Below are 16,816 nucleotides of genomic sequence, written 5' to 3' on the forward strand. Positions count from 1 at the left end.
CAGGCCAATACCGTGCGCGGAACCGTGATCGGCGAAGTCGGCAGCAACGGTCAGCGCGCCGGCCGGGCAGCGGTTTCGCGCGGCTGGGACAACATGTCCATCGACGCCAGCTATGCCAAGTCGCATGCCGACAACTGGCGCGACAACAGCGAGTCCAATCAGGAAAATTTCAGTACCACGGTGCAGTGGTTCGCCAGCGACTGGCGCTTCGGCCTGCGCGCCAACTTGTCGCGCGCCGATTTCGGCCTGCCGGGCAGCCTGAGCCAGGCGCAATATGACGCCAATGCGCGCCAGACCAGCAAGCCGCTGGATCACGGCTCCTATGACAATGACAGCATCACCGCCTTCCTGGAGCGCCGCTTCGGTGCCTTCGACGTGGCGGCCGAGCTGTCGCATCGTGAAAAAATCTCGCGCTCGACCTATGTCAGCAGCGCTTCCACCGCCCAAGCCAACATCCGGACCACCCAGTTCTCGCCGCGCCTGCGTCACGTGCTCGACAGCGGCCTGTGGAAGAACGAGGCCATTGCCGGTGTGGACCTGGCCGAATGGAGTTCCGCCACCAATGCCAGCTATGGCAACAGCGATGCCTCCCAGCATTCGAAGGCGCTGTACCTGCGCGATGAAATCGAGTTCGACCGCAACGCCCGCGTGGCTGCCGGCGTGCGCCGCGAGCAGTTCACCCAGCAGAGCGATTCCGGCGCCTATGGCCGCACCAGCGCCGTCAATGCCTGGGATCTGCAAGCCAGCTATGCGCCGCTGCCGCTGCTGCGCGGCTTCGTCAAGACCGGCCAGAGCTATCGCCTGGCAACTGCCGACGAGAACGGCTTCACGGCCTTGCCCAGCGGTGCGGTCCTGAAACCGCAGGTCTCGCATGACCTGGAACTGGGCGCGACCCTGGGCCATACGGCGCGCCAGGTGACGCTGCGCTGGTTCCGCCATCGCGTGCGCGACGAGCTGTATTACGACCCGACCGCCAACGCTGGCTTCGGGGCCAACAGCAACCTGGCCCCGACCCGCCATCAGGGCGTGGAACTGGAAGGCCGTGTGCAGCTGACCGAGACCCTGGGCTGGAGTGCCACCTACCAGCACATCAATGCGCGTTTCGAGGAAGGCGACAACAGTGGCAAGCAACTGGCGCTGGTGCCGGCCAATACGCTGTCGACCCGCCTGAACTGGAAGTCCGGACAGCAAAGCGCCGACGTCGGTGCACGCTGGGTGGACCGCCAGCGCATGGGCAACGACTTCGCCAACACCTGCGCGCGCATGCCTTCGTTCACTACCTTCGATGCGCGGTATGCGGTGCGTGTCAGCGCCTGGGAATTTGCCGTCACCGGGACCAATCTGGCTGATCGCAAGTATTACTCGCAGGCGTATGACTGCAGTGGCGGGGCGGTCTCGGGCATCTATCCGGAGGACGGACGGGCTCTGAAATTCACCGCCCGCTACGACTTCTGATGCTGACCTGATCCTGGCCCCGATGCGACGTTACCTGCCCGTGCTGTGCGCCTTGCTGCTGCTGTCCCTGCTGGCCTTGTCGGCGGCGGTGCTGTGCGGCAGTACTGGCTGCCTGCGTCCTTCGGCCTCCGCCGACCAGGTGGCGATGCTGCTGTCGCTGCGCGTGCCACGCGCGCTGACCGCCTTTGCCGTGGGCGGCGCGCTGGCCCTGTCGGGGGCGCTGATGCAGGTACTGTTGCGCAATCCGCTGGCCGATCCCTATGTATTGGGCTTGTCGGGCGGGTCGGCGGCCGGGGCCTTGCTGGCCATGCTGGCAGCCCTGCGGCTGGGCTGGCCGGTGCAGGCCGTCACCGCGCCCGGCGCCTTGCTGGGCGCGGGGCTGGCGATGCTGCTGCTGTTCGGGCTGGTGCGTCCCTCGCTGCGGCATCTGGCGGTGTCTCCCTTGTTGTCCAGCCAGCGCCTGTTGCTGACGGGTGTGATGCTGGCAGCGGGATTCGGTGCGCTGATTTCGCTGGCGCTGTCGATTGCGCCGGATGCGCAGTTGCGCGGCATGGTGTTCTGGCTGATCGGCGACCTCGACGATGCGCGCCTGCTGCCGTTGATGGCACCGGTGTTGCTGCTGGCATTGCTGTGGAGCTGGCGTCATGCGCCCTCGCTCAATCTGCTGGCACGCGGCGATGCCTTTGCGCAGTTGCTGGGCGTGCCGGTGATGCGGCTGCGGGTGATGCTTCTGTGCGTAGCGGCGGCCTGCACGGCCGGTGCCGTGGCGATGGCGGGGACCATCGGTTTCGTCGGACTGGTGGTGCCGCATGGCTTGCGCCTGCTGGTCGGCAATGACCAGCGCCTGCTGCTGCCGGCCTGCGTCCTGGGCGGCGGGGCCATGCTGACGCTGGCGGATCTGCTGGCGCGTACCGTGGTCGCACCGGTGCAACTGCCGGTGGGAGTGATCACGGCACTGGTGGGCGTGCCAATGTTCCTGTGGCTGCTGGCGCGGAGCCGCCCATGACGAATATGACGCATTCTTCAGTGCCCGTTCTGCAGACCCGCCAGCTGGCGGTGTGCGCGGGTGAGCGTGTCCTGCTGCAGGCGCTGGACTGGCAGGTGCGCGCGGGTCAATTCTGGTGCGTGCTGGGGCGCAACGGGGTCGGCAAAAGCAGCCTGCTGCATGTACTGGCCGGCTTGCAGGCGGCGCATGCCGGCGAGGTTCTGCTGCAGGGAAGGGCGCTGTCGTCCTTTTCGCCGTCGCAACTGGCCTTGCAGCGCGGCCTGCTGTTGCAACATCAACAGGATGCGTTTTCGCTGCCGGTGCTGGATGCCGTCATGGCGGGCCGCTTTGCCCATGGCGATGGCTGGGGCGGGCCGGAGAAGGACAGCGCGCAGGCCTTGTCCGCCCTCGAACAGGTCGGCCTGTCCGGCTTGGCGGGGCAGGATCTGTTGCGGCTGTCCGGCGGGGAGCGCCAGCGCGTGGCGCTGGCGACCTTGCTGGTGCAGGCTCCCGCGCTCTGTCTGCTTGATGAACCGACCTCGCATCAGGATATCGCGGCCCAATTGCAGGTCATGCAATTGCTGCAGGAATGGGCGCAGGAGGGCAGGGCCGTGGTAGCCAGTTGTCACGATATCAATCTGGCGCGGCGCTTTGCCTCGCATATCCTGCTGCTCGACGGCAGCACCGCGCACGGCGGCACCGCGGAAGCCATCCTGCAGCCTGCAGCGCTGGAGGCGGCGTATGGATGCCGCTTCTTCCCGGTCGCGAGCCCGGACGGTGTGGTTTTCGTGGCGAGCCAGGGTGAGCAGGAGAAGCGCAAGGTTTGAAGGAAGCTTCGTATTCTCATCTGCTGATATGTTGTTTTTCAACAAAAGAGCTCAGAAAATCAACAAAAAACTCTTTACCAATATTTACGAATTCTCGCCTCCCGATATAATTGCCGCCGGGGAAAACCCTGACGAAGTACTGACAATTATTTAGGGATATCAGGAATGAAAAAGAATATCGCAGCAGCAGTTGCAGCAATCGCAGCAATGATGGCCGCCGGTTCGGTGGCAGCGCAGACCGTTGACAGCGGCGTGTACATCGGCCTGGAAGGCGGCGTCGCCTCCATCAGCAGCATCGCTACCCCGACCAACGGCGTGAAGACCTCCGAAACCAACGAAACCGGTGCCCTGCGCGCCCTGGTTGGTTATCAGATCAACAAGAACTTCGCGATCGAACTGGGTTACTTCGCCACCGACGACTTCAAGCAAGACGGTACCAACCGCACCGGTACCGTGCGTTACAACGTCAAGGCTGACGTCAAGGGCGCCGATCTGTCCGTGATCTACAAGTTCACCGAATTCGTGCCGGGCCTGTACCTGAAGGCGGGTGCGACCCGTTCCAAGGTTTCCCTGGAACTGAGCCAGCCGTCCGGCACGAGCTCCTTCTCGCAAACCGGTACCGGTTACCTGTACGGCCTGGGCTATGAGTTCGCCGTGGCGAAGAACGTTGGCATCAACGTTGGCTACACCCGCTTCGAAAAGCTGGGTGGCGAAAGCGACAACAAGATGAATCTGTACTCGGCTGGCGTGAAGTACAAGTTCTAAGCTTTACCTGCAGTTTTGCGGGTCTTGAAATCCCTCCCAGGTGGAGGGATTTTTTTCGTTCACATGCAGCGTGCAGGCACCCATGCCAGCCCATGTGGCGACTTGTTTTTTCGCTTGCACTTGATTCGATTTCGAGCGGGCCTTCGCTATTCATCGAGGAAAATACACATTTTTCTCGCATTCGGATGACTTCTCCTCATCAACTCCTATGATCGCGCCCGGCTTGGCACAGCACCTCCGTGCTACGTCAGGAGCTCGCTCCCGAGGGCAGCAGCACACGCCTTCGGGATCGCAACGATTCGATCAACTTCGTGGGAGATATGCAGATGAAGGTAATCCATTTAATCGCCGCCACTGCGGCATTTGCTATGTCGACCTTGGGCTTTGCGCAGGAGTCCAGGCCGGCGACCGGCATCTATGTCGGTCTGGAAGGCGGCTCGGTCAGCTATGCCGTCAACGACGGCAATGACGGCCCGTCACGAGACGAATATGTCGAAAGCGCCCGGGCCGGTGCCGTGCGGCTGTCCGTCGGCTATCAGTTCACTCCCAATTTTTCCCTGGAATCAGGATATTTCCATCTGGGTGATTTCAAGCGAGAAGAACGCAACGCTGGCCCCTATCGCTGGCACCTGACGGCCAACACCCATGGTTTCGACCTGCTTGCGATCTACAAATTGACCGGGTTCATTCCCGGGCTGTATCTGAAAGGAGGCCTGATGCATTCCCAGGTCTCTCTGGAGGCCGCAGAGGAAGGGCCCTATGCTTACCGCAGATCCACTTCCCACTCGCAGTCCGGTATTGGTTACCAGTTGGGGATCGGCTACGAATATGACCTGACTTCCCGCTTCAGCATCAATGGCGCTTACACCCGTCTGCAGCGTGTGGGAGGTTCCTGGGAGGATGGTGTTTCAGTCAATGCCAATCTCCTGAGCGCTGGCCTGAAATATCGCTTCTGAATACCTTCAGTCTGAAGCCGCACATCCCTCCTCGTGAGGGATGTTTTTATTGAGCGCTTGTTGCTTGCCGTGCCTGATCCAGCTTCCCGCACACTTCCTGCGCCGCCTCCAGCACCCGTGGCCCGGCGCGGTTCAGCCAATCCGCATTGACGGTATGGAGCTGCCCGTCGCGCACGGCTCGCAGGCGGGGAAAGGCCTTCCAGCGCTCCAGCGGCTGGTCGCGCGCATCGCCTGCCGTGAGAATCACTTGAGGATCTGCTGCCAGTACCGACTCCACACTGACCGTAGGCGCCAGTTGCGGCAGGTCGGCGAAGATATTGCGTCCGCCGCACAGGCGCAGCACCGACGACACCATGTGCTGGCCGTTGAGCGTCATCAGCGGCTGGCTCCAGATCTGATAGAACACGCTCACCGGCGCACGGCCGCGATATTGCGCTTCCAGCTGCTGCCAGCGCGCACGGAAGGCGGCCGCCGCCGCTTGGGCGGTGGCCTCGGAACCGGCCAGCTGGCCCAGTCGTTCCAGCGAAGTAGCGATCATGCCGAAATCGGCCGGCTGGCTCTCGAAGACGGGAATGCCCAGGCTGCGCAGGCGCGCCAGTTGCAGGGGTTTGTTGCCGCTGTGCCAGGCCACGACCAGATCGGGCTTGAGGCTGGCGATGCGCTCCAGGTCGAGCGCGTTGTAGCCGCCCAGGTTGGGCAGGCGGGCAGCTTGCGGGGGATAGTCGCTGTGATTGCTGGCGCCGACGATCTGCTCGCCGGCGCCAGCCGCGTACAGCAGTTCGGTGACATGTGGTGCCAGGCTGACGATGCGGCGCGCCGGCTGGGGCAGGGTGACGTTCTGTCCCAGGTCATCCTGGACGGTGATGCTGGCGTGGGCTGCGCCGGCCGCCAGCAATCCGGTAAGGGATAGCAGCCAGGCCGCCAGCGCACGCATGGATCAGATTTCCAGGTTGTCGATCAGGCGCGTGGCACCCAGTTTGGCGGCCGACAGCACCACCAGCGGCGCACCTTGTTCCATGTCGGCGGCCGAGGGCGGCTGCAGGTCGATACGCTTGCGCACGGCCACGTAGTCCGGCTTCCAGCCACGGCCTGCCAGGCGTTCCATGGCCAGTTGCTCGACCTGGGCGACGTTGTGCTGGCCGCCGCGCACTTCGTTGGCCACGTCGTTGAGCACCTGGTAGAGCAGCGGTGCTTCGGCGCGTTCTTCGGCCGACAGGTAGCCGTTGCGCGAGGACAGGGCCAGGCCGTCTTCGGCGCGGTAGGTTTCGGCGCCCACGATTTCGGTCGGCAGGGCGAACTGGCGCGCCATGTTGCGCACAATCATGAGCTGCTGGTAATCCTTCTTGCCGAACACGGCCACGCGCGGCTGCACGCAGGAAAACAATTTCATCACCACGGTGGAAACGCCGGTGAAGAAGCCGGGACGGAATTCACCCTCCAGGATGTTGCCCAGGTCATTGGGCGGCTGCACGCGGTATTCCTGCGGTTCCGGGTACATGTCCTTTTCGGTGGGGGCGAAGAGGACATAGACGCCTTCCTTCTCCAGCTTTTCGACATCGGCCTGGAAGGTGCGGGGATACTTGTCGAAGTCCTCGTTGGGGCCGAACTGCAGGCGGTTCACGAAGATCGAGGCCACCACCGGGTCGCCGTGGGTGCGCGCCAGCCGCATCAGGGAGAGATGGCCTTCGTGCAGGTTGCCCATGGTCGCCACGAAGGCGGTGCGCAACTGGCCGCGCAGGTGGTCGCGGAGTTCTTCGATGGAGGAAATGATTTTCATGCGGATTCTCTGGTTGCGGGCGGACCGTCGCGTGGCTTGTCGCTCAAGCCTGCGCAGTCCGGCCCCGGTTGCCGGTCGGCTGCGCCCGCTCAGCTGGGCGAGTACGACAGTCTGACATAGATGGGCGCGAAGGCTTCGGCCTGGGTGATTTCGATGAGCGTTTCCTTGGCCAGTTCGAGCAGGGCGATGAAGTTGACCACTACCACCGGTACCCCGCGCGAAGGATCGAAGAGGTCCGAGAACTCGACGAAACGCGCCGACTGCAAACGCCGCAAGATGCCCGTCATGTGCTCGCGCACCGACAGTTCTTCGCGGCTGATGTGGTGATGCTGGGTCAGCTTGGCGCGCTTGAGGATATCGGCCCAGACCGCTTTGAGGTCGTCGATGTCGACCTCGGGCCAGCGCGTGACCACGGTCTGCTCGATATGGACCTGGGTGCGCACGTAGTCGCGGCCGACCTGCGGCAGCTGGTCCAGTTCCTGGGCGGCCAGCTTGATCTGTTCATATTCCAGCAGGCGGCGCACCAGCTCGGCGCGCGGATCTTCCGGCTCCTCGCCGGGCTCGGCCTTCTTGGCCGGCAGCAGCATGCGCGACTTGATTTCGATGAGCATGGCGGCCATCAGCAGGTACTCGGCGGCCAGTTCCAGGTTCTGCTTGCGGATCTGCTCGACGTATTCCAGGTATTGCGCGGTGACTTGCGCCAGCGGAATGTCGAGGATGTTGAAGTTCTGCTTGCGGATCAGGTACAGCAGCAGGTCCAGCGGACCCTGGAAGGCTTCCAGGAAGACTTCCAGCGCATCCGGCGGGATGTAGAGGTCATTGGGCAGCTGGAACAGCGGTTCGCCGTACAGGCGTGCCAATGCCACGCCGTCGATCACGTCGGGCGTGGTGTCCTGCTGGCCTGCGGGGGTGATGTCGATGGCGTCGGCGCTGGGTTCCGCGCCGGGCTGGCCGGCGGGATCGGCGCCACCTGCTTGAGCCGTCATGCGAACAGCTTAGTGGCTCTGGTAGACGTAGGGCTGCTGGGCCACGCGCGAAGCCTTGTCACGGGCGGACTTGTCCAGGTCCAGCGGTTCCTTGTCCCACAGCAGGGCGCGGCCGGCGCGTTGGGACTCTTCCAGCTTCGGGTTCTTCGTCTTCAGCTCGTCGATGAACTGGGTGATTTCAGATACGTAGGTGGTCTTTTTTCCGAAGAGCATGATATTTTCAGGCCAAATGTTACACAGAAGCCGTATTTTACCTTGTCTTCATCAGGGATAATCAATTACCTATGCGTGAACCCATCTTCACCCGCCTGCGTCGCCACGCCGGTCATTTCGGCGCTTTGCTTGTCGCTCTGGCCATGTTTGGCTGCGACCGCAACGGCAATCCCATCGAGGAGTTCGGTTTGGACAAGTTGCAAAAGGGTGTTTCCAGCGAAGCCGACGTGCGCGGCGTAATGGGCCAGCCCGATACCGTCTGGGAAGACGGTGGCGGGGCCAAAACCCTGGAATACCCCAAGGGACCGGAAGGCATCCGGACCTGGATGTTCCGTATCGGGGCCTCCGGCACGCTGATCGACTACACGCAGGTGCTGACGCAGGAACATTTCGACACCATCCGTCCGGGTATGACAACTGAGCAGATCCGCCGCGAATTCGGCCGGCCGCGCACCGTGGTGCAGTTCACCCGCAAGAATGAGGAAGTGTGGGACTGGAAGTATCACTACGTGCACGAGGACCGGCTTTTCAACGTGCATTTCGACATCACCACCAAGCAGGTCGTGCGCACCTCGATTTCGGAAATCTCGGGCCACTGAACCCCTGCGGGTTCAGCGTATCCCCGCCCGCATGAACGACTGCACGAACTGCCGCTGGAACAGCAGGAACGCCAGCAGCAAAGGCGCAGAAGTCATCAGCGTGGCCGCCGTGATGATGGACCAGTCCACCCCCTGGTCGGTGGAGGAGAACACCTGCAGCCCCACCGTCAGCGGGCGCGATTCCACCGAATTGGTCACGATCAGCGGCCACAGGAAGTTGTTCCAGTGGGTACTGACCGAGACCAGCCCGAAGGCGATATAGATCGGCTTGGCCAGCGGCACATAGACCTGCATCAGGATCTGCCAGGCCGAGGCGCCTTCCACGGTTGCCGCTTCATCCAGCTCGCGCGGCACCGTCTTGAAGGTCTGGCGCAGCAGGAAGATGCCGAACGCCGAGGCAAAGTAGGGCAGGCCAATCGAGAGGATGGTGTCGCGCAGGCCCAGCAGGTTCATGGTCTGGTAGTTCTCCACGATCAGGATGTCGGGCATCACCATCAGTTGCAGCAGTACCAGCATGAACATCACATTGCTGCCCCGAAACGTGAAGCGGGCAAACGCATAGGCCGCCAGCGTGGCCAGCACCAGCTGCGCCGCCAGGATCATCGTCACCAGCAGGAAGGTGTTGAGGAAATAGCGCGGAAACGGCGCGGCATGCCAGGCGTTGGCAAAGTTCTGCAGCGTCAGCGGTGCATCCGGCACGAAGCGGGTGGCGTAGGCGGCCGGATGGAAGGCCGTCCACAGCGCATACAGCAGCGGCAGCAGCCACAGCAGCGCCAGCACCCAGGCAGAGACGGTTTCCAGCGCGCGATGGCGCTCAGCGAAGGGTGAGGTAGGCGCGATCATTGGTAGTGGGTCCTGCGGTCAAGTACACGAAACTTCACCAGCGCAATCAGTCCCAGCAGGGCCAGCAGCACTACCGTCAGGGCTGCAGCGTAGGAAGAATCCCAGAAGGCGAAGCCAACTTCATAGATGTAGTACAGCAGCAGGGAGCTGGCATTGTCCGGCCCGCCCTTGGTCATCACCACGATGTGGTCCACCAGGCGGAAGGCATTGATGAGCGCATTGATCAGCACGAACGGCGTGGTGGGCATGAGCAGCGGGAACTGCACGCGCCAGAAGTATTGCCAGCGCGATGCCCCTTCAAGTGCGGCGGCTTCGGCCAGCACCGGCGAGATCTGCTGCAGGGCGGCCAGGTAGAAGATCATGAAGAAGCCGGCTTCCTTCCACACTGCCACCACCATCAGCGCACCCAGTACGGTTTGCGGATTGCCCAGCCAGTTGTGCGAGGGCAGGCCCAGCGCACCGGTGATCTGCTCCAGCAGGCCGTATTGCGGGGTATAGAAGAACAGCCAGATATTGGCCACCGCGATCATCGGCAGCACCGTCGGCGTGAAATAGGCCAGGCGCAGCACGCCGCGCCCGGCCAGTTTCTCGTTGACCCACAACGCCATCAGGATGGCCAGGGCAATGGCCAGCGGGATGGTGCCGAGGGCGAACCAGAGGTTGTTGCACAGGGCCTGCCAGAACACCGGATCCTCCACCATCAGCCGATAATTCTCCAGCCCGACGAAGACCGACGGGCGGGCTCCCTTGGGCGTGGAGAAGAAGCTGTGCCAGAGCGTGGCCAGCGCTGGATAGTGCGTGAAGGCGATCAGCAGCACCATGGCCGGTGACAGCAGCAGCCAGGGCAGCACGGAGGAGGGCAGGCGTTTCATCGGCAGGCCTTGTGCAACGGACCGCGCTTAGCGGCCGTAGGCGCGCAGGATGCGCTCGGCTTCGCGCTGGGCATCCTTCAGGGCGGCCTCCGGTGTTTTGGTGCCGGACAGCGCTGCCTGCAGGTTGTCGTTCAGGGCCTTGGTCACGCGCTGGTTGTCGTGGGTGGACAGTTCAGCCACGCCATACTTCATCTGCTCGCGCGCCACGTCGGCGGCCGGGACGTCCTGCAAATATTTCTTCATTTCCGGGGTATCCCAGGCATCCTGGCGCGGGGCCACATAGCCGGTGGCAATGGACCACTGCGCCGCGCGCGCCGGTTCGGTGGCAAAGCGGATGAACTTCATGGCGGCCTGCTGCTCGGCCGGCGAAGTCTTGTTGAAGACGTAGAAATTGCCGCCGCCGGTGGGGCTGCCCGGATGCTTGATGCCGGGCAGCATGGCCACGCCGAAGGGGAAGCTGGCGTTGGTGCGGATGTTGGTCAGGTTGCCGGTGGTGGTCCAGACCATGGCAGCCTTCTGCTCCAGGAAGTCCTTGGGCGTGGTGCCCCATTCGATGGAACCGGCCGGCATCACCTTGTCTTTTGTGGTCAGGTCGACCCAGTGCTGCAGGGCCTGCACGGCGCCCGGCTTGTCGAAGTAGGTCTTGGTGCCGGCGCTGTTCATGAGGATCGTGTCATTGGAAGCGGTCATGGCCTGGAACATCCAGTAGCCGAAGCCGGTGGAAGGAATCTTCACACCCCACTGGCTGACGTTGCCGGCGGCATCGCGCTTGGTCAGCTTCTTGGCGGCTTCCACCATCTCGTTCCAGTTGGCCGGGGCCTTGTCGGGGTTCAGGCCGGCTTCCTTGAACAGGTTCTTGTTGTAGTACATCACGATGGTCGAGCGCTGGAAGGGAATGCCCCAGGTCTTGCCTTCGGTCTGGCTGTTTTCCATGAAGCCCTTGTAGAAGCCGTCGATCCACTTCTTGTCTTCGGCACTGCTGGCCAGGCTGTCGATGGGGACGATGGCGTTCTCGTCGATCAGGGTGAAGAGATCGGTCGAGAGCAGCACGGCCAGGGTCGGCGGGGTGCCGCCCTTGAAGGCGGTCAGTGCCTTGACGATGCTTTCCTGGTAGGTGCCGGCATAGATGGCCTTGACCTTGATGTCGGGATTGGCCTTCTCGAAATCGGCCACCATGCTGTCGATGGTCTTGGTGACCGCACCGCCCACGGCGACCGGGTAATAAAAGCTGATCTCGACCGGATTGGCGGCCAGCACCGGCGCACAGAAAGCGGCTGAGACAGCCAGTGCGGCCAGGGACTTGAGGAAGGTTCTACGCATGATGCATCTCCATGAGGTGGATGGGTTGGCTTGCTGCGGAAATCGTTTTACGGGTCAGGACCGGCGCAGGCCGCTCTCCTGATCGAAGAAATACTGGTCGCGGTCGTTCCAGGCCAGGTGAACCGTTTCGCCCGCGTTGAACCGGTGTTGTCCGGGCGCGCGCACCAGCAGCGAGGCGCTGCCGATGCGCGCGCCGATGATGGTGTCGGCACCGAAGTATTCGACCGTCTCCACCAAGGCGGGCGCGGTGGCCTCGCTGGCCGCTGCCAGGCGGATGTGTTCAGGGCGCAGCCCGAGTTGCAGGGGGGGCTGGCCGAGCTCCTGCAACACCACGTTGCTACCGGCAATGGCCAGGCCTTGCGCATGCGCTTGCAGGGGCAGCAGGTTCATCGGCGGCGTGCCGATGAAGCGGGCGGCAAAGGCTGTGGCTGGCTGGGCGTAGAGATCGGCGGGCGCTGCGTCCTGTTCGATGCGGCCTTCGCGCAGCAGGATCACCTGGTCGGCCATGCTCATGGCTTCGGTCTGGTCGTGGGTGACGTAGACCATGGTCATGTTCAGCTGCTGCTGCAGGGCGCGGATCTCGCGGCGCATTTCCTGGCGCAGCTGCGCATCGAGGTTGGAGAGCGGTTCATCCATCAGGCACACCGGTGCATCGGCAATGATGGCGCGGCCCAGCGCCACGCGCTGCTGCTGGCCGCCGGAGAGCTGTGCCGGGCGGCGCTCCAGCAGGTGCGACAGGCCGAGAATGTCAGCCACGCGCTGCAGGCGTGACGCATGGCCTGCACGCGGCTCCTTGCGCACGCGCACGCCGAAGAGAATGTTGTCGCGCACGCTCAGGTGCGGGAACAGCGCATACGACTGGAACACCATGGAAATCTTGCGCTGGGCCGGGGGCAGTTGCGTGACATCGCGGCCGCCGATGTGGATGCTGCCGGAAGTGGGTTTGTCCAGTCCTGCGATCAGGCGCAGGGTGGTCGACTTGCCGCAGCCGGAAGGCCCCAGCAGGACGGTGAACTGCCCCGACTTGACCTCGAAATCGATGTTGCTCACCGCCTGGGCTTGACCCCAGTGCTTGCAGACGCCCTGCAAGGAGATGGCTGCCATGCTGGTTTCCTCGTGGAGATGTGATCACGCCGCCGCGCCGCTGCGGATCTGCTCCACCAGCAGGCGCGCGCTCGGTTCGTCGATGATCAGTTCGTTGATGAAGCCGCCGCGCAATGCGGCTTTGAGGCCCGGCAGCTTGCCGGTGCCGGAGACCACGCACAGCGAATGCGCGGCGCGCGCAAAGCACTCCATGTCCGGGCCGCTGTTGCGGGCATTGAAGGCCACATCGCGCCAGGAACCATCGGCACGGAAGAAGACCGTGGCGATATCGCCGACCAGGCCTTCGTCGCGCAAGATCTGGCGTTCTTCTTCGCCCAGGTAGCCGGCGGTATGGATATAGCTGCCGGTGGCCTCGGCCCCGATGGAGAACAGCAGGATGGAGGCGCGTTCCTGCAGGTCGCGGATGGCCTTGATGCTCTTTTCTCGCCATAAAGCCGTGCGCGTTTCGGGATAGTCGAAGAACGCCGGCACCGGCAGGTGATGGGCGCGCGCACCATAGTTCTGGGCAAAACGCGAGACGATGGATTCGCTGAAGCTGTTGATGAAGCTGGCACCGCTGCCGGAGCCGTTCAAGGCGACCACGTCCACGTCATGCACATGGCGCGGCAGCAGCTGGTCGGCGATCTGCGCCACGGTCGTGCCCCAGGCCAGGCCGATGACGGTGCCCGGCGTGACCAGTGAATTGACATAGGCAGCAGCGTGACAGGTGACCCGCTGCAGGGTTTCCTTGTCGGTGGCTGCCGCCGCCACGGGCACCACCTGGATCGACCGCAGCCGATAGTGATGAGCGATGGCCGCTTCCAGGCTGCCGGAGACCTGCTGCGGGTCGTGCACGCGGATTTCCACCAGTCCGCGCTCCAGTGCGAAGGACAGCAGGCGCGAGACGGTCGCGCGCGAAGTCCCGATTTCGTCGGCAATCGCGGCGGTGGTCATGTTCCGGAAGTAGTAGAGCCGCGCTACGCGCACCGCCATGTAGGCAGTTTCCTGTCTATCCCCTTGGGCCATTGTTATTGTGCTTACCTGTGAATGTGAACTGATGGCGCATGCCCTTGGACTGCCCCCCGGCAGGCCAGGCGGGCTTGGCCTCCTGACAACGTTTTCACGATGGTAGCGAGCGATTGTTACCGCTTGATGAACAAACGTTCCAATTTGCCGGGATGGCGGGGAGGCAAAAGAAAAGCGACGCACCAGGCGTCGCTTTCAGGGGGATCACAGGAGGAGAAACATCAGTGCCGCATCACGCGCCGCATCACGATGGGCGGGGCTTCCTGCGGATTGGCGCGGGTGTATTCCAGTTCCGGCGCGATCTCGAAGCCGAAGGCGGCATACAGGTCCACCAGCTGCACCTGATCGGTGCGTACCGCCAGCCGCAATTCGCGCACATCGGCTGACTGGGCACGATGGATCAGGGCTTCCATCAGGTGCTGGGACAGGCGTTCACCCCGGAACGCCGGGGCGATGCCCATGCGGCGGATTTCCCAGACATCGCTTTCGGTGTCCAGAGGCAGCCAGCGCACCGAACCGGCGGGCGTCTCGCCACTGAGCAGGATGAAGGCACCGCCATGCTGCAGGTCTTCCTGCACATGGTCGGGGGCCTCGCGGTGACCCGAGGAACTGGGCGCAACCTTGTTGGCCCAGCTGTGACGGGTCAGTTCGGCGATCAGACTGGCATCTTCCGAGGTGGCTTCACGTATCACCAGGTTCATGACGTTCTTTCCTCCTGCACAGGCAATCGGCGGCGAATGCCTCAGCGCACGCGCATGCCCGGCTCGGCACCCGGCCAGGGGTTGAGCACGTAGATGCCCGGATTGGCTTTCTCGTCCTTGGCGGAGGCGGCCAGCACCATGCCCTCGGAGACACCGAACTTCATCTTGCGCGGCGCCAGGTTGGCCACCATCACGGTCAGCTTGCCGACCAGTTCTTCCGGCTTGTAGGCCGAGGCGATGCCCGAGAAGACATTGCGGGTACGGCCTTCGCCGGCATCCAGGGTCAGGCGCAGCAGCTTGGTGGAGCCTTCCACGGCTTCGCAGTTGACGATCTTGGCGATGCGCAGGTCGACCTTGGCGAAGTCATCGATGGAGATTTCCGGCGCCAGCTCTTCGATGGCGCTTTCCGCTGCTGCGGGTGCGGCTGCAGGCGCTTCCGGCGCTTCGAACAGGGCATCGAGCATCTTGGGATCGACGCGCTGCATCAGGTGCGAATAGGCATTGATGACGTGGCCATCGGCCAGCGGCACGGCCACATCGCTCCACTGGAAGGGCTGGACCTGCAGGAAGGCTTCCACCTGGGCGGCCAGTTGCGGCAGCACCGGCTTGAGGTAGACGGTCAGGATGCGGAAGGCTTCCAGCAGGCGGCTGCAGACCTCGTGCAGTTGCGCATCCTTGCTGCTGTCCTTGGCCAGTTCCCAGGGCTTGTTGGCGTCCACGTAGGCGTTGATGGCGTCGGCTTGTTCCATCACCAGGCGCAGGGCCTTGCCGTATTCGCGCTGCTCGTAGAGGCTGCGGATCTCTTCAGCCACGCCGCGCAGCTTGGCCAGGAAGGCATCGTCAGCAGTGGCCCACTGGGTGGAAACACGGCCTTCGAAGCGCTTGGCGATGAAACCGGCAGCGCGGCTGGCGATGTTGACGTACTTGCCGATCAGGTCGGCGTTGACGCGGGCGACGAAGTCGTCCGGGTTGAAGTCCACGTCTTCCACCTTGGCGTTGAGCTTGGCGGCGATGTAGTAGCGCAGCCATTCCGGATTCATGCCGATATCCAGGTAGCGCAGCGGCGAAATGCCGGTGCCGCGCGACTTGGACATCTTCTCGCCGCTGACCGTGATGAAGCCGTGCGCGAACACGTTGGTCGGCGTCTTGCGGCCGGCGAACTTCAGCATGGCGGGCCAGAACAAGGTGTGGAAGTAGGTGATGTCCTTGCCGATGAAGTGATACTGCTCGGTCTTGTCATCGGCCATGAAGGCGTCGAAGTCGCGGCCGGTCTTGACGAAGTAATTCTTCAGCGAGGCCAGGTAGCCGATGGGCGCGTCCAGCCAGACGTAGAAGTACTTGCCCGGTGCGTCCGGGATCTCGATGCCGAAGTAGGGCGCGTCGCGGCTGATGTCCCAGTCGCCCAGGCCGTCTTCGCCGTCCAGCCACTCGCGGGCCTTGTTGGCTACTTCCGGTTGCAGGCGGTTGCTGTCCAGTGCCCATTCGCGCAGGAAGGCGACGCACTTCGGATCCGAGAGCTTGAAGAAGAAATGTTCAGACGACTTCATTACGGGCGTGGCGCCCGAGAGGGTCGAGTAAGGATTCTTCAGGTCGGTCGGGGAATAGACCGCGCTGCAGTTCTCGCAGGAGTCGCCGTACTGGTCCTTGGTGCCGCACTTGGGGCATTCGCCCTTGATGTAGCGGTCCGGCAGGAACATGTTCTTCACCGGATCGTAGAACTGGTCGATGGTCTTGGTGGAGATCAGCTTGGCCTCGTCGCGCAGGGCGCGGTAGATCTCCTGGGACAGTTCATGGTTCTCGGGGCTGTCGGTGGAGCTCCAGTTGTCGAAGGCGATGTGGAAGCCATCCAGGTACTGCTTGCGGCCGGCGGCGATGTTGGCCACGAACTGCTGCGGCGTGATGTTGGCCTTTTCGGCGGCGATCATGATGGGCGCGCCGTGGGCGTCGTCGGCACCGACGAAGTGCACCTCATTGCCCTGCATTCGCTGGAACCGGACCCAGATATCGGCCTGGATGTATTCCATGATGTGGCCGATGTGGAAAGCGCCGTTGGCGTAGGGGAGTGCGGTCGTGACGAAGAGTTGGCGAGGTGCGGAAGTGCTCATTGGCGATACGGACGATGCAAGTAGGTTAAGGCGCGTGCGCGCCGAAAAAGCAAGAAAGCTGCAAGAAAACTGCCATGAAAGAGGGGCATTCTATCAGCCACAGGGCCTTGGGCGCAGTAGTTGCTCCATTGCAACCAAAGTGAAGCTTTGTGCAAGGGTGGTTTGATTGCCGCACAGGGCGGCCCTGGCGCGATTGGTTTAGACTTGCGGGTTCTGAGCAAGGAGAACCAATGAGCATTACCGTGGAAGAGATCAAGGCGGCCCTGTTGCAGGTGATCGACCCCAATACCGGCAAGGACATGA

The 16,816-nt window shown here is 63.1% G+C and carries 18 protein-coding genes; 6 read left to right on the plus strand and 12 right to left on the minus strand.

Annotated features, from left to right (window positions below):
• From B3873_RS14830 to B3873_RS14850, 5 genes are all read left to right on the plus strand, one after another.
• Window positions 1–1,455: TonB-dependent receptor domain-containing protein (locus tag B3873_RS14830; RefSeq protein ID WP_286866992.1), on the plus strand; the 1,455-nt coding region annotated here is incomplete at its 5' end.
• Window positions 1,456–1,477: 22 nt separating this feature from the next.
• The gene (locus B3873_RS14835; RefSeq protein ID WP_286866994.1) at window positions 1,478–2,461 is read left to right on the plus strand and encodes a FecCD family ABC transporter permease; all 984 of its coding nucleotides are present in this window, start codon (window positions 1,478–1,480) and stop codon (window positions 2,459–2,461) included.
• Between the two features lie 5 nt (window positions 2,462–2,466).
• On the plus strand, window positions 2,467–3,267 hold the full coding sequence (locus B3873_RS14840; RefSeq protein ID WP_286867013.1) for an ABC transporter ATP-binding protein: 801 nt from the start codon (window positions 2,467–2,469) through the stop codon (window positions 3,265–3,267).
• Window positions 3,268–3,432: 165 nt separating this feature from the next.
• The gene (locus B3873_RS14845; RefSeq protein WP_209535702.1) at window positions 3,433–4,032 is read left to right on the plus strand and encodes an outer membrane protein; all 600 of its coding nucleotides are present in this window, start codon (window positions 3,433–3,435) and stop codon (window positions 4,030–4,032) included.
• A gap of 326 nt (window positions 4,033–4,358) precedes the next feature.
• The gene (locus tag B3873_RS14850; RefSeq protein WP_039785020.1) at window positions 4,359–4,988 is read left to right on the plus strand and encodes an outer membrane protein; all 630 of its coding nucleotides are present in this window, start codon (window positions 4,359–4,361) and stop codon (window positions 4,986–4,988) included.
• A 46-nt stretch (window positions 4,989–5,034) separates the two neighbouring features.
• Here the strand turns inward: B3873_RS14850 and B3873_RS14855 are convergent, their stop codons facing one another.
• The 4 genes from B3873_RS14855 to B3873_RS14870 all read right to left on the minus strand — a co-directional run bounded on the left by B3873_RS14855 (window position 5,035) and on the right by B3873_RS14870 (window position 7,964).
• Complete coding sequence (locus tag B3873_RS14855; protein ID WP_209535704.1) at window positions 5,035–5,922, minus strand: cobalamin-binding protein; 888 nt, start codon at window positions 5,920–5,922, stop codon at window positions 5,035–5,037.
• Window positions 5,923–5,925: 3 nt separating this feature from the next.
• Window positions 5,926–6,765, minus strand: a complete 840-nt coding sequence (panC, locus tag B3873_RS14860; RefSeq protein ID WP_209535706.1) for a pantoate--beta-alanine ligase — start codon at window positions 6,763–6,765, stop codon at window positions 5,926–5,928.
• Between the two features lie 89 nt (window positions 6,766–6,854).
• Window positions 6,855–7,751 (minus strand): segregation and condensation protein A, encoded by an 897-nt coding sequence (locus B3873_RS14865; protein ID WP_008330242.1) that lies wholly within the window; start codon window positions 7,749–7,751, stop codon window positions 6,855–6,857.
• A gap of 9 nt (window positions 7,752–7,760) precedes the next feature.
• Complete coding sequence (locus tag B3873_RS14870; protein ID WP_034337181.1) at window positions 7,761–7,964, minus strand: DUF3460 family protein; 204 nt, start codon at window positions 7,962–7,964, stop codon at window positions 7,761–7,763.
• A 71-nt stretch (window positions 7,965–8,035) separates the two neighbouring features.
• Here B3873_RS14870 and bamE point away from each other — a divergent pair, with 71 nt between their 5' ends.
• On the plus strand, window positions 8,036–8,563 hold the full coding sequence (bamE, locus tag B3873_RS14875; RefSeq protein ID WP_286866999.1) for an outer membrane protein assembly factor BamE domain-containing protein: 528 nt from the start codon (window positions 8,036–8,038) through the stop codon (window positions 8,561–8,563).
• Between the two features lie 12 nt (window positions 8,564–8,575).
• Here the strand turns inward: bamE and B3873_RS14880 are convergent, their stop codons facing one another.
• The 8 genes from B3873_RS14880 to B3873_RS14915 form a co-directional block, all read right to left on the minus strand.
• Window positions 8,576–9,406 (minus strand): carbohydrate ABC transporter permease, encoded by an 831-nt coding sequence (locus B3873_RS14880; RefSeq protein ID WP_209535709.1) that lies wholly within the window; start codon window positions 9,404–9,406, stop codon window positions 8,576–8,578.
• Window positions 9,403–10,278, minus strand: a complete 876-nt coding sequence (locus tag B3873_RS14885; RefSeq protein ID WP_286867001.1) for a carbohydrate ABC transporter permease — start codon at window positions 10,276–10,278, stop codon at window positions 9,403–9,405. Before B3873_RS14885 ends, B3873_RS14880 begins: the two co-directional genes overlap by 4 nt.
• 27 nt (window positions 10,279–10,305) lie before the next feature.
• Complete coding sequence (locus B3873_RS14890) at window positions 10,306–11,598, minus strand: ABC transporter substrate-binding protein (protein ID WP_121042064.1); 1,293 nt, start codon at window positions 11,596–11,598, stop codon at window positions 10,306–10,308.
• A gap of 54 nt (window positions 11,599–11,652) precedes the next feature.
• Entirely contained in the window at window positions 11,653–12,702 is a 1,050-nt protein-coding gene (locus B3873_RS14895) for an ABC transporter ATP-binding protein (RefSeq protein WP_286867005.1), read from the minus strand.
• 24 nt (window positions 12,703–12,726) lie between these two features.
• Window positions 12,727–13,707: a sugar-binding transcriptional regulator gene (locus tag B3873_RS14900; protein ID WP_348745699.1), complete on the minus strand. Its 981-nt coding sequence runs from the start codon at window positions 13,705–13,707 to the stop codon at window positions 12,727–12,729.
• A gap of 221 nt (window positions 13,708–13,928) precedes the next feature.
• A complete protein-coding gene (locus tag B3873_RS14905) occupies window positions 13,929–14,408 on the minus strand; it encodes a GNAT family N-acetyltransferase (protein WP_039784909.1) in 480 nt (159 codons plus the stop codon).
• A gap of 41 nt (window positions 14,409–14,449) precedes the next feature.
• A complete protein-coding gene (metG, locus tag B3873_RS14910) occupies window positions 14,450–16,513 on the minus strand; it encodes a methionine--tRNA ligase (RefSeq protein ID WP_286867009.1) in 2,064 nt (687 codons plus the stop codon).
• On the minus strand, window positions 16,510–16,816 hold a 307-nt coding region (locus B3873_RS14915; protein WP_286867011.1), incomplete at its 5' end, for a hypothetical protein. The genes B3873_RS14915 and metG, both read right to left, overlap by 4 nt.

The organism is Herbaspirillum sp. UBA812, from assembly GCF_002296545.1.
GTDB classification, from domain to species: Bacteria; Pseudomonadota; Gammaproteobacteria; order Burkholderiales; family Burkholderiaceae_D; genus Herbaspirillum; species Herbaspirillum huttiense.

Excerpts from the sequence above, each read along its gene's own strand:
- B3873_RS14895 (WP_286867005.1), bottom strand. The coding sequence starts at position 12,702 with ATGGCAGCCATCTCCTTGCAGGGCGTCTGCAAGCACTGGGGTCAAGCC.
- B3873_RS14850 (WP_039785020.1), top strand. The coding sequence starts at position 4,359 with ATGAAGGTAATCCATTTAATCGCCGCCACTGCGGCATTTGCTATGTCG.
- B3873_RS14835 (WP_286866994.1), top strand. The coding sequence starts at position 1,478 with ATGCGACGTTACCTGCCCGTGCTGTGCGCCTTGCTGCTGCTGTCCCTG.
- B3873_RS14880 (WP_209535709.1), bottom strand. The coding sequence starts at position 9,406 with ATGATCGCGCCTACCTCACCCTTCGCTGAGCGCCATCGCGCGCTGGAA.
- bamE (WP_286866999.1), top strand. The coding sequence starts at position 8,036 with ATGCGTGAACCCATCTTCACCCGCCTGCGTCGCCACGCCGGTCATTTC.
- B3873_RS14840 (WP_286867013.1), top strand. The coding sequence starts at position 2,467 with ATGACGCATTCTTCAGTGCCCGTTCTGCAGACCCGCCAGCTGGCGGTG.
- B3873_RS14870 (WP_034337181.1), bottom strand. The coding sequence starts at position 7,964 with ATGCTCTTCGGAAAAAAGACCACCTACGTATCTGAAATCACCCAGTTC.
- B3873_RS14905 (WP_039784909.1), bottom strand. The coding sequence starts at position 14,408 with ATGAACCTGGTGATACGTGAAGCCACCTCGGAAGATGCCAGTCTGATC.
- B3873_RS14900 (WP_348745699.1), bottom strand. The coding sequence starts at position 13,707 with ATGGCCCAAGGGGATAGACAGGAAACTGCCTACATGGCGGTGCGCGTA.
- B3873_RS14855 (WP_209535704.1), bottom strand. The coding sequence starts at position 5,922 with ATGCGTGCGCTGGCGGCCTGGCTGCTATCCCTTACCGGATTGCTGGCG.
- B3873_RS14845 (WP_209535702.1), top strand. The coding sequence starts at position 3,433 with ATGAAAAAGAATATCGCAGCAGCAGTTGCAGCAATCGCAGCAATGATG.
- B3873_RS14865 (WP_008330242.1), bottom strand. The coding sequence starts at position 7,751 with ATGACGGCTCAAGCAGGTGGCGCCGATCCCGCCGGCCAGCCCGGCGCG.
- metG (WP_286867009.1), bottom strand. The coding sequence starts at position 16,513 with ATGAGCACTTCCGCACCTCGCCAACTCTTCGTCACGACCGCACTCCCC.
- B3873_RS14890 (WP_121042064.1), bottom strand. The coding sequence starts at position 11,598 with ATGCGTAGAACCTTCCTCAAGTCCCTGGCCGCACTGGCTGTCTCAGCC.
- B3873_RS14885 (WP_286867001.1), bottom strand. The coding sequence starts at position 10,278 with ATGAAACGCCTGCCCTCCTCCGTGCTGCCCTGGCTGCTGCTGTCACCG.
- panC (WP_209535706.1), bottom strand. The coding sequence starts at position 6,765 with ATGAAAATCATTTCCTCCATCGAAGAACTCCGCGACCACCTGCGCGGC.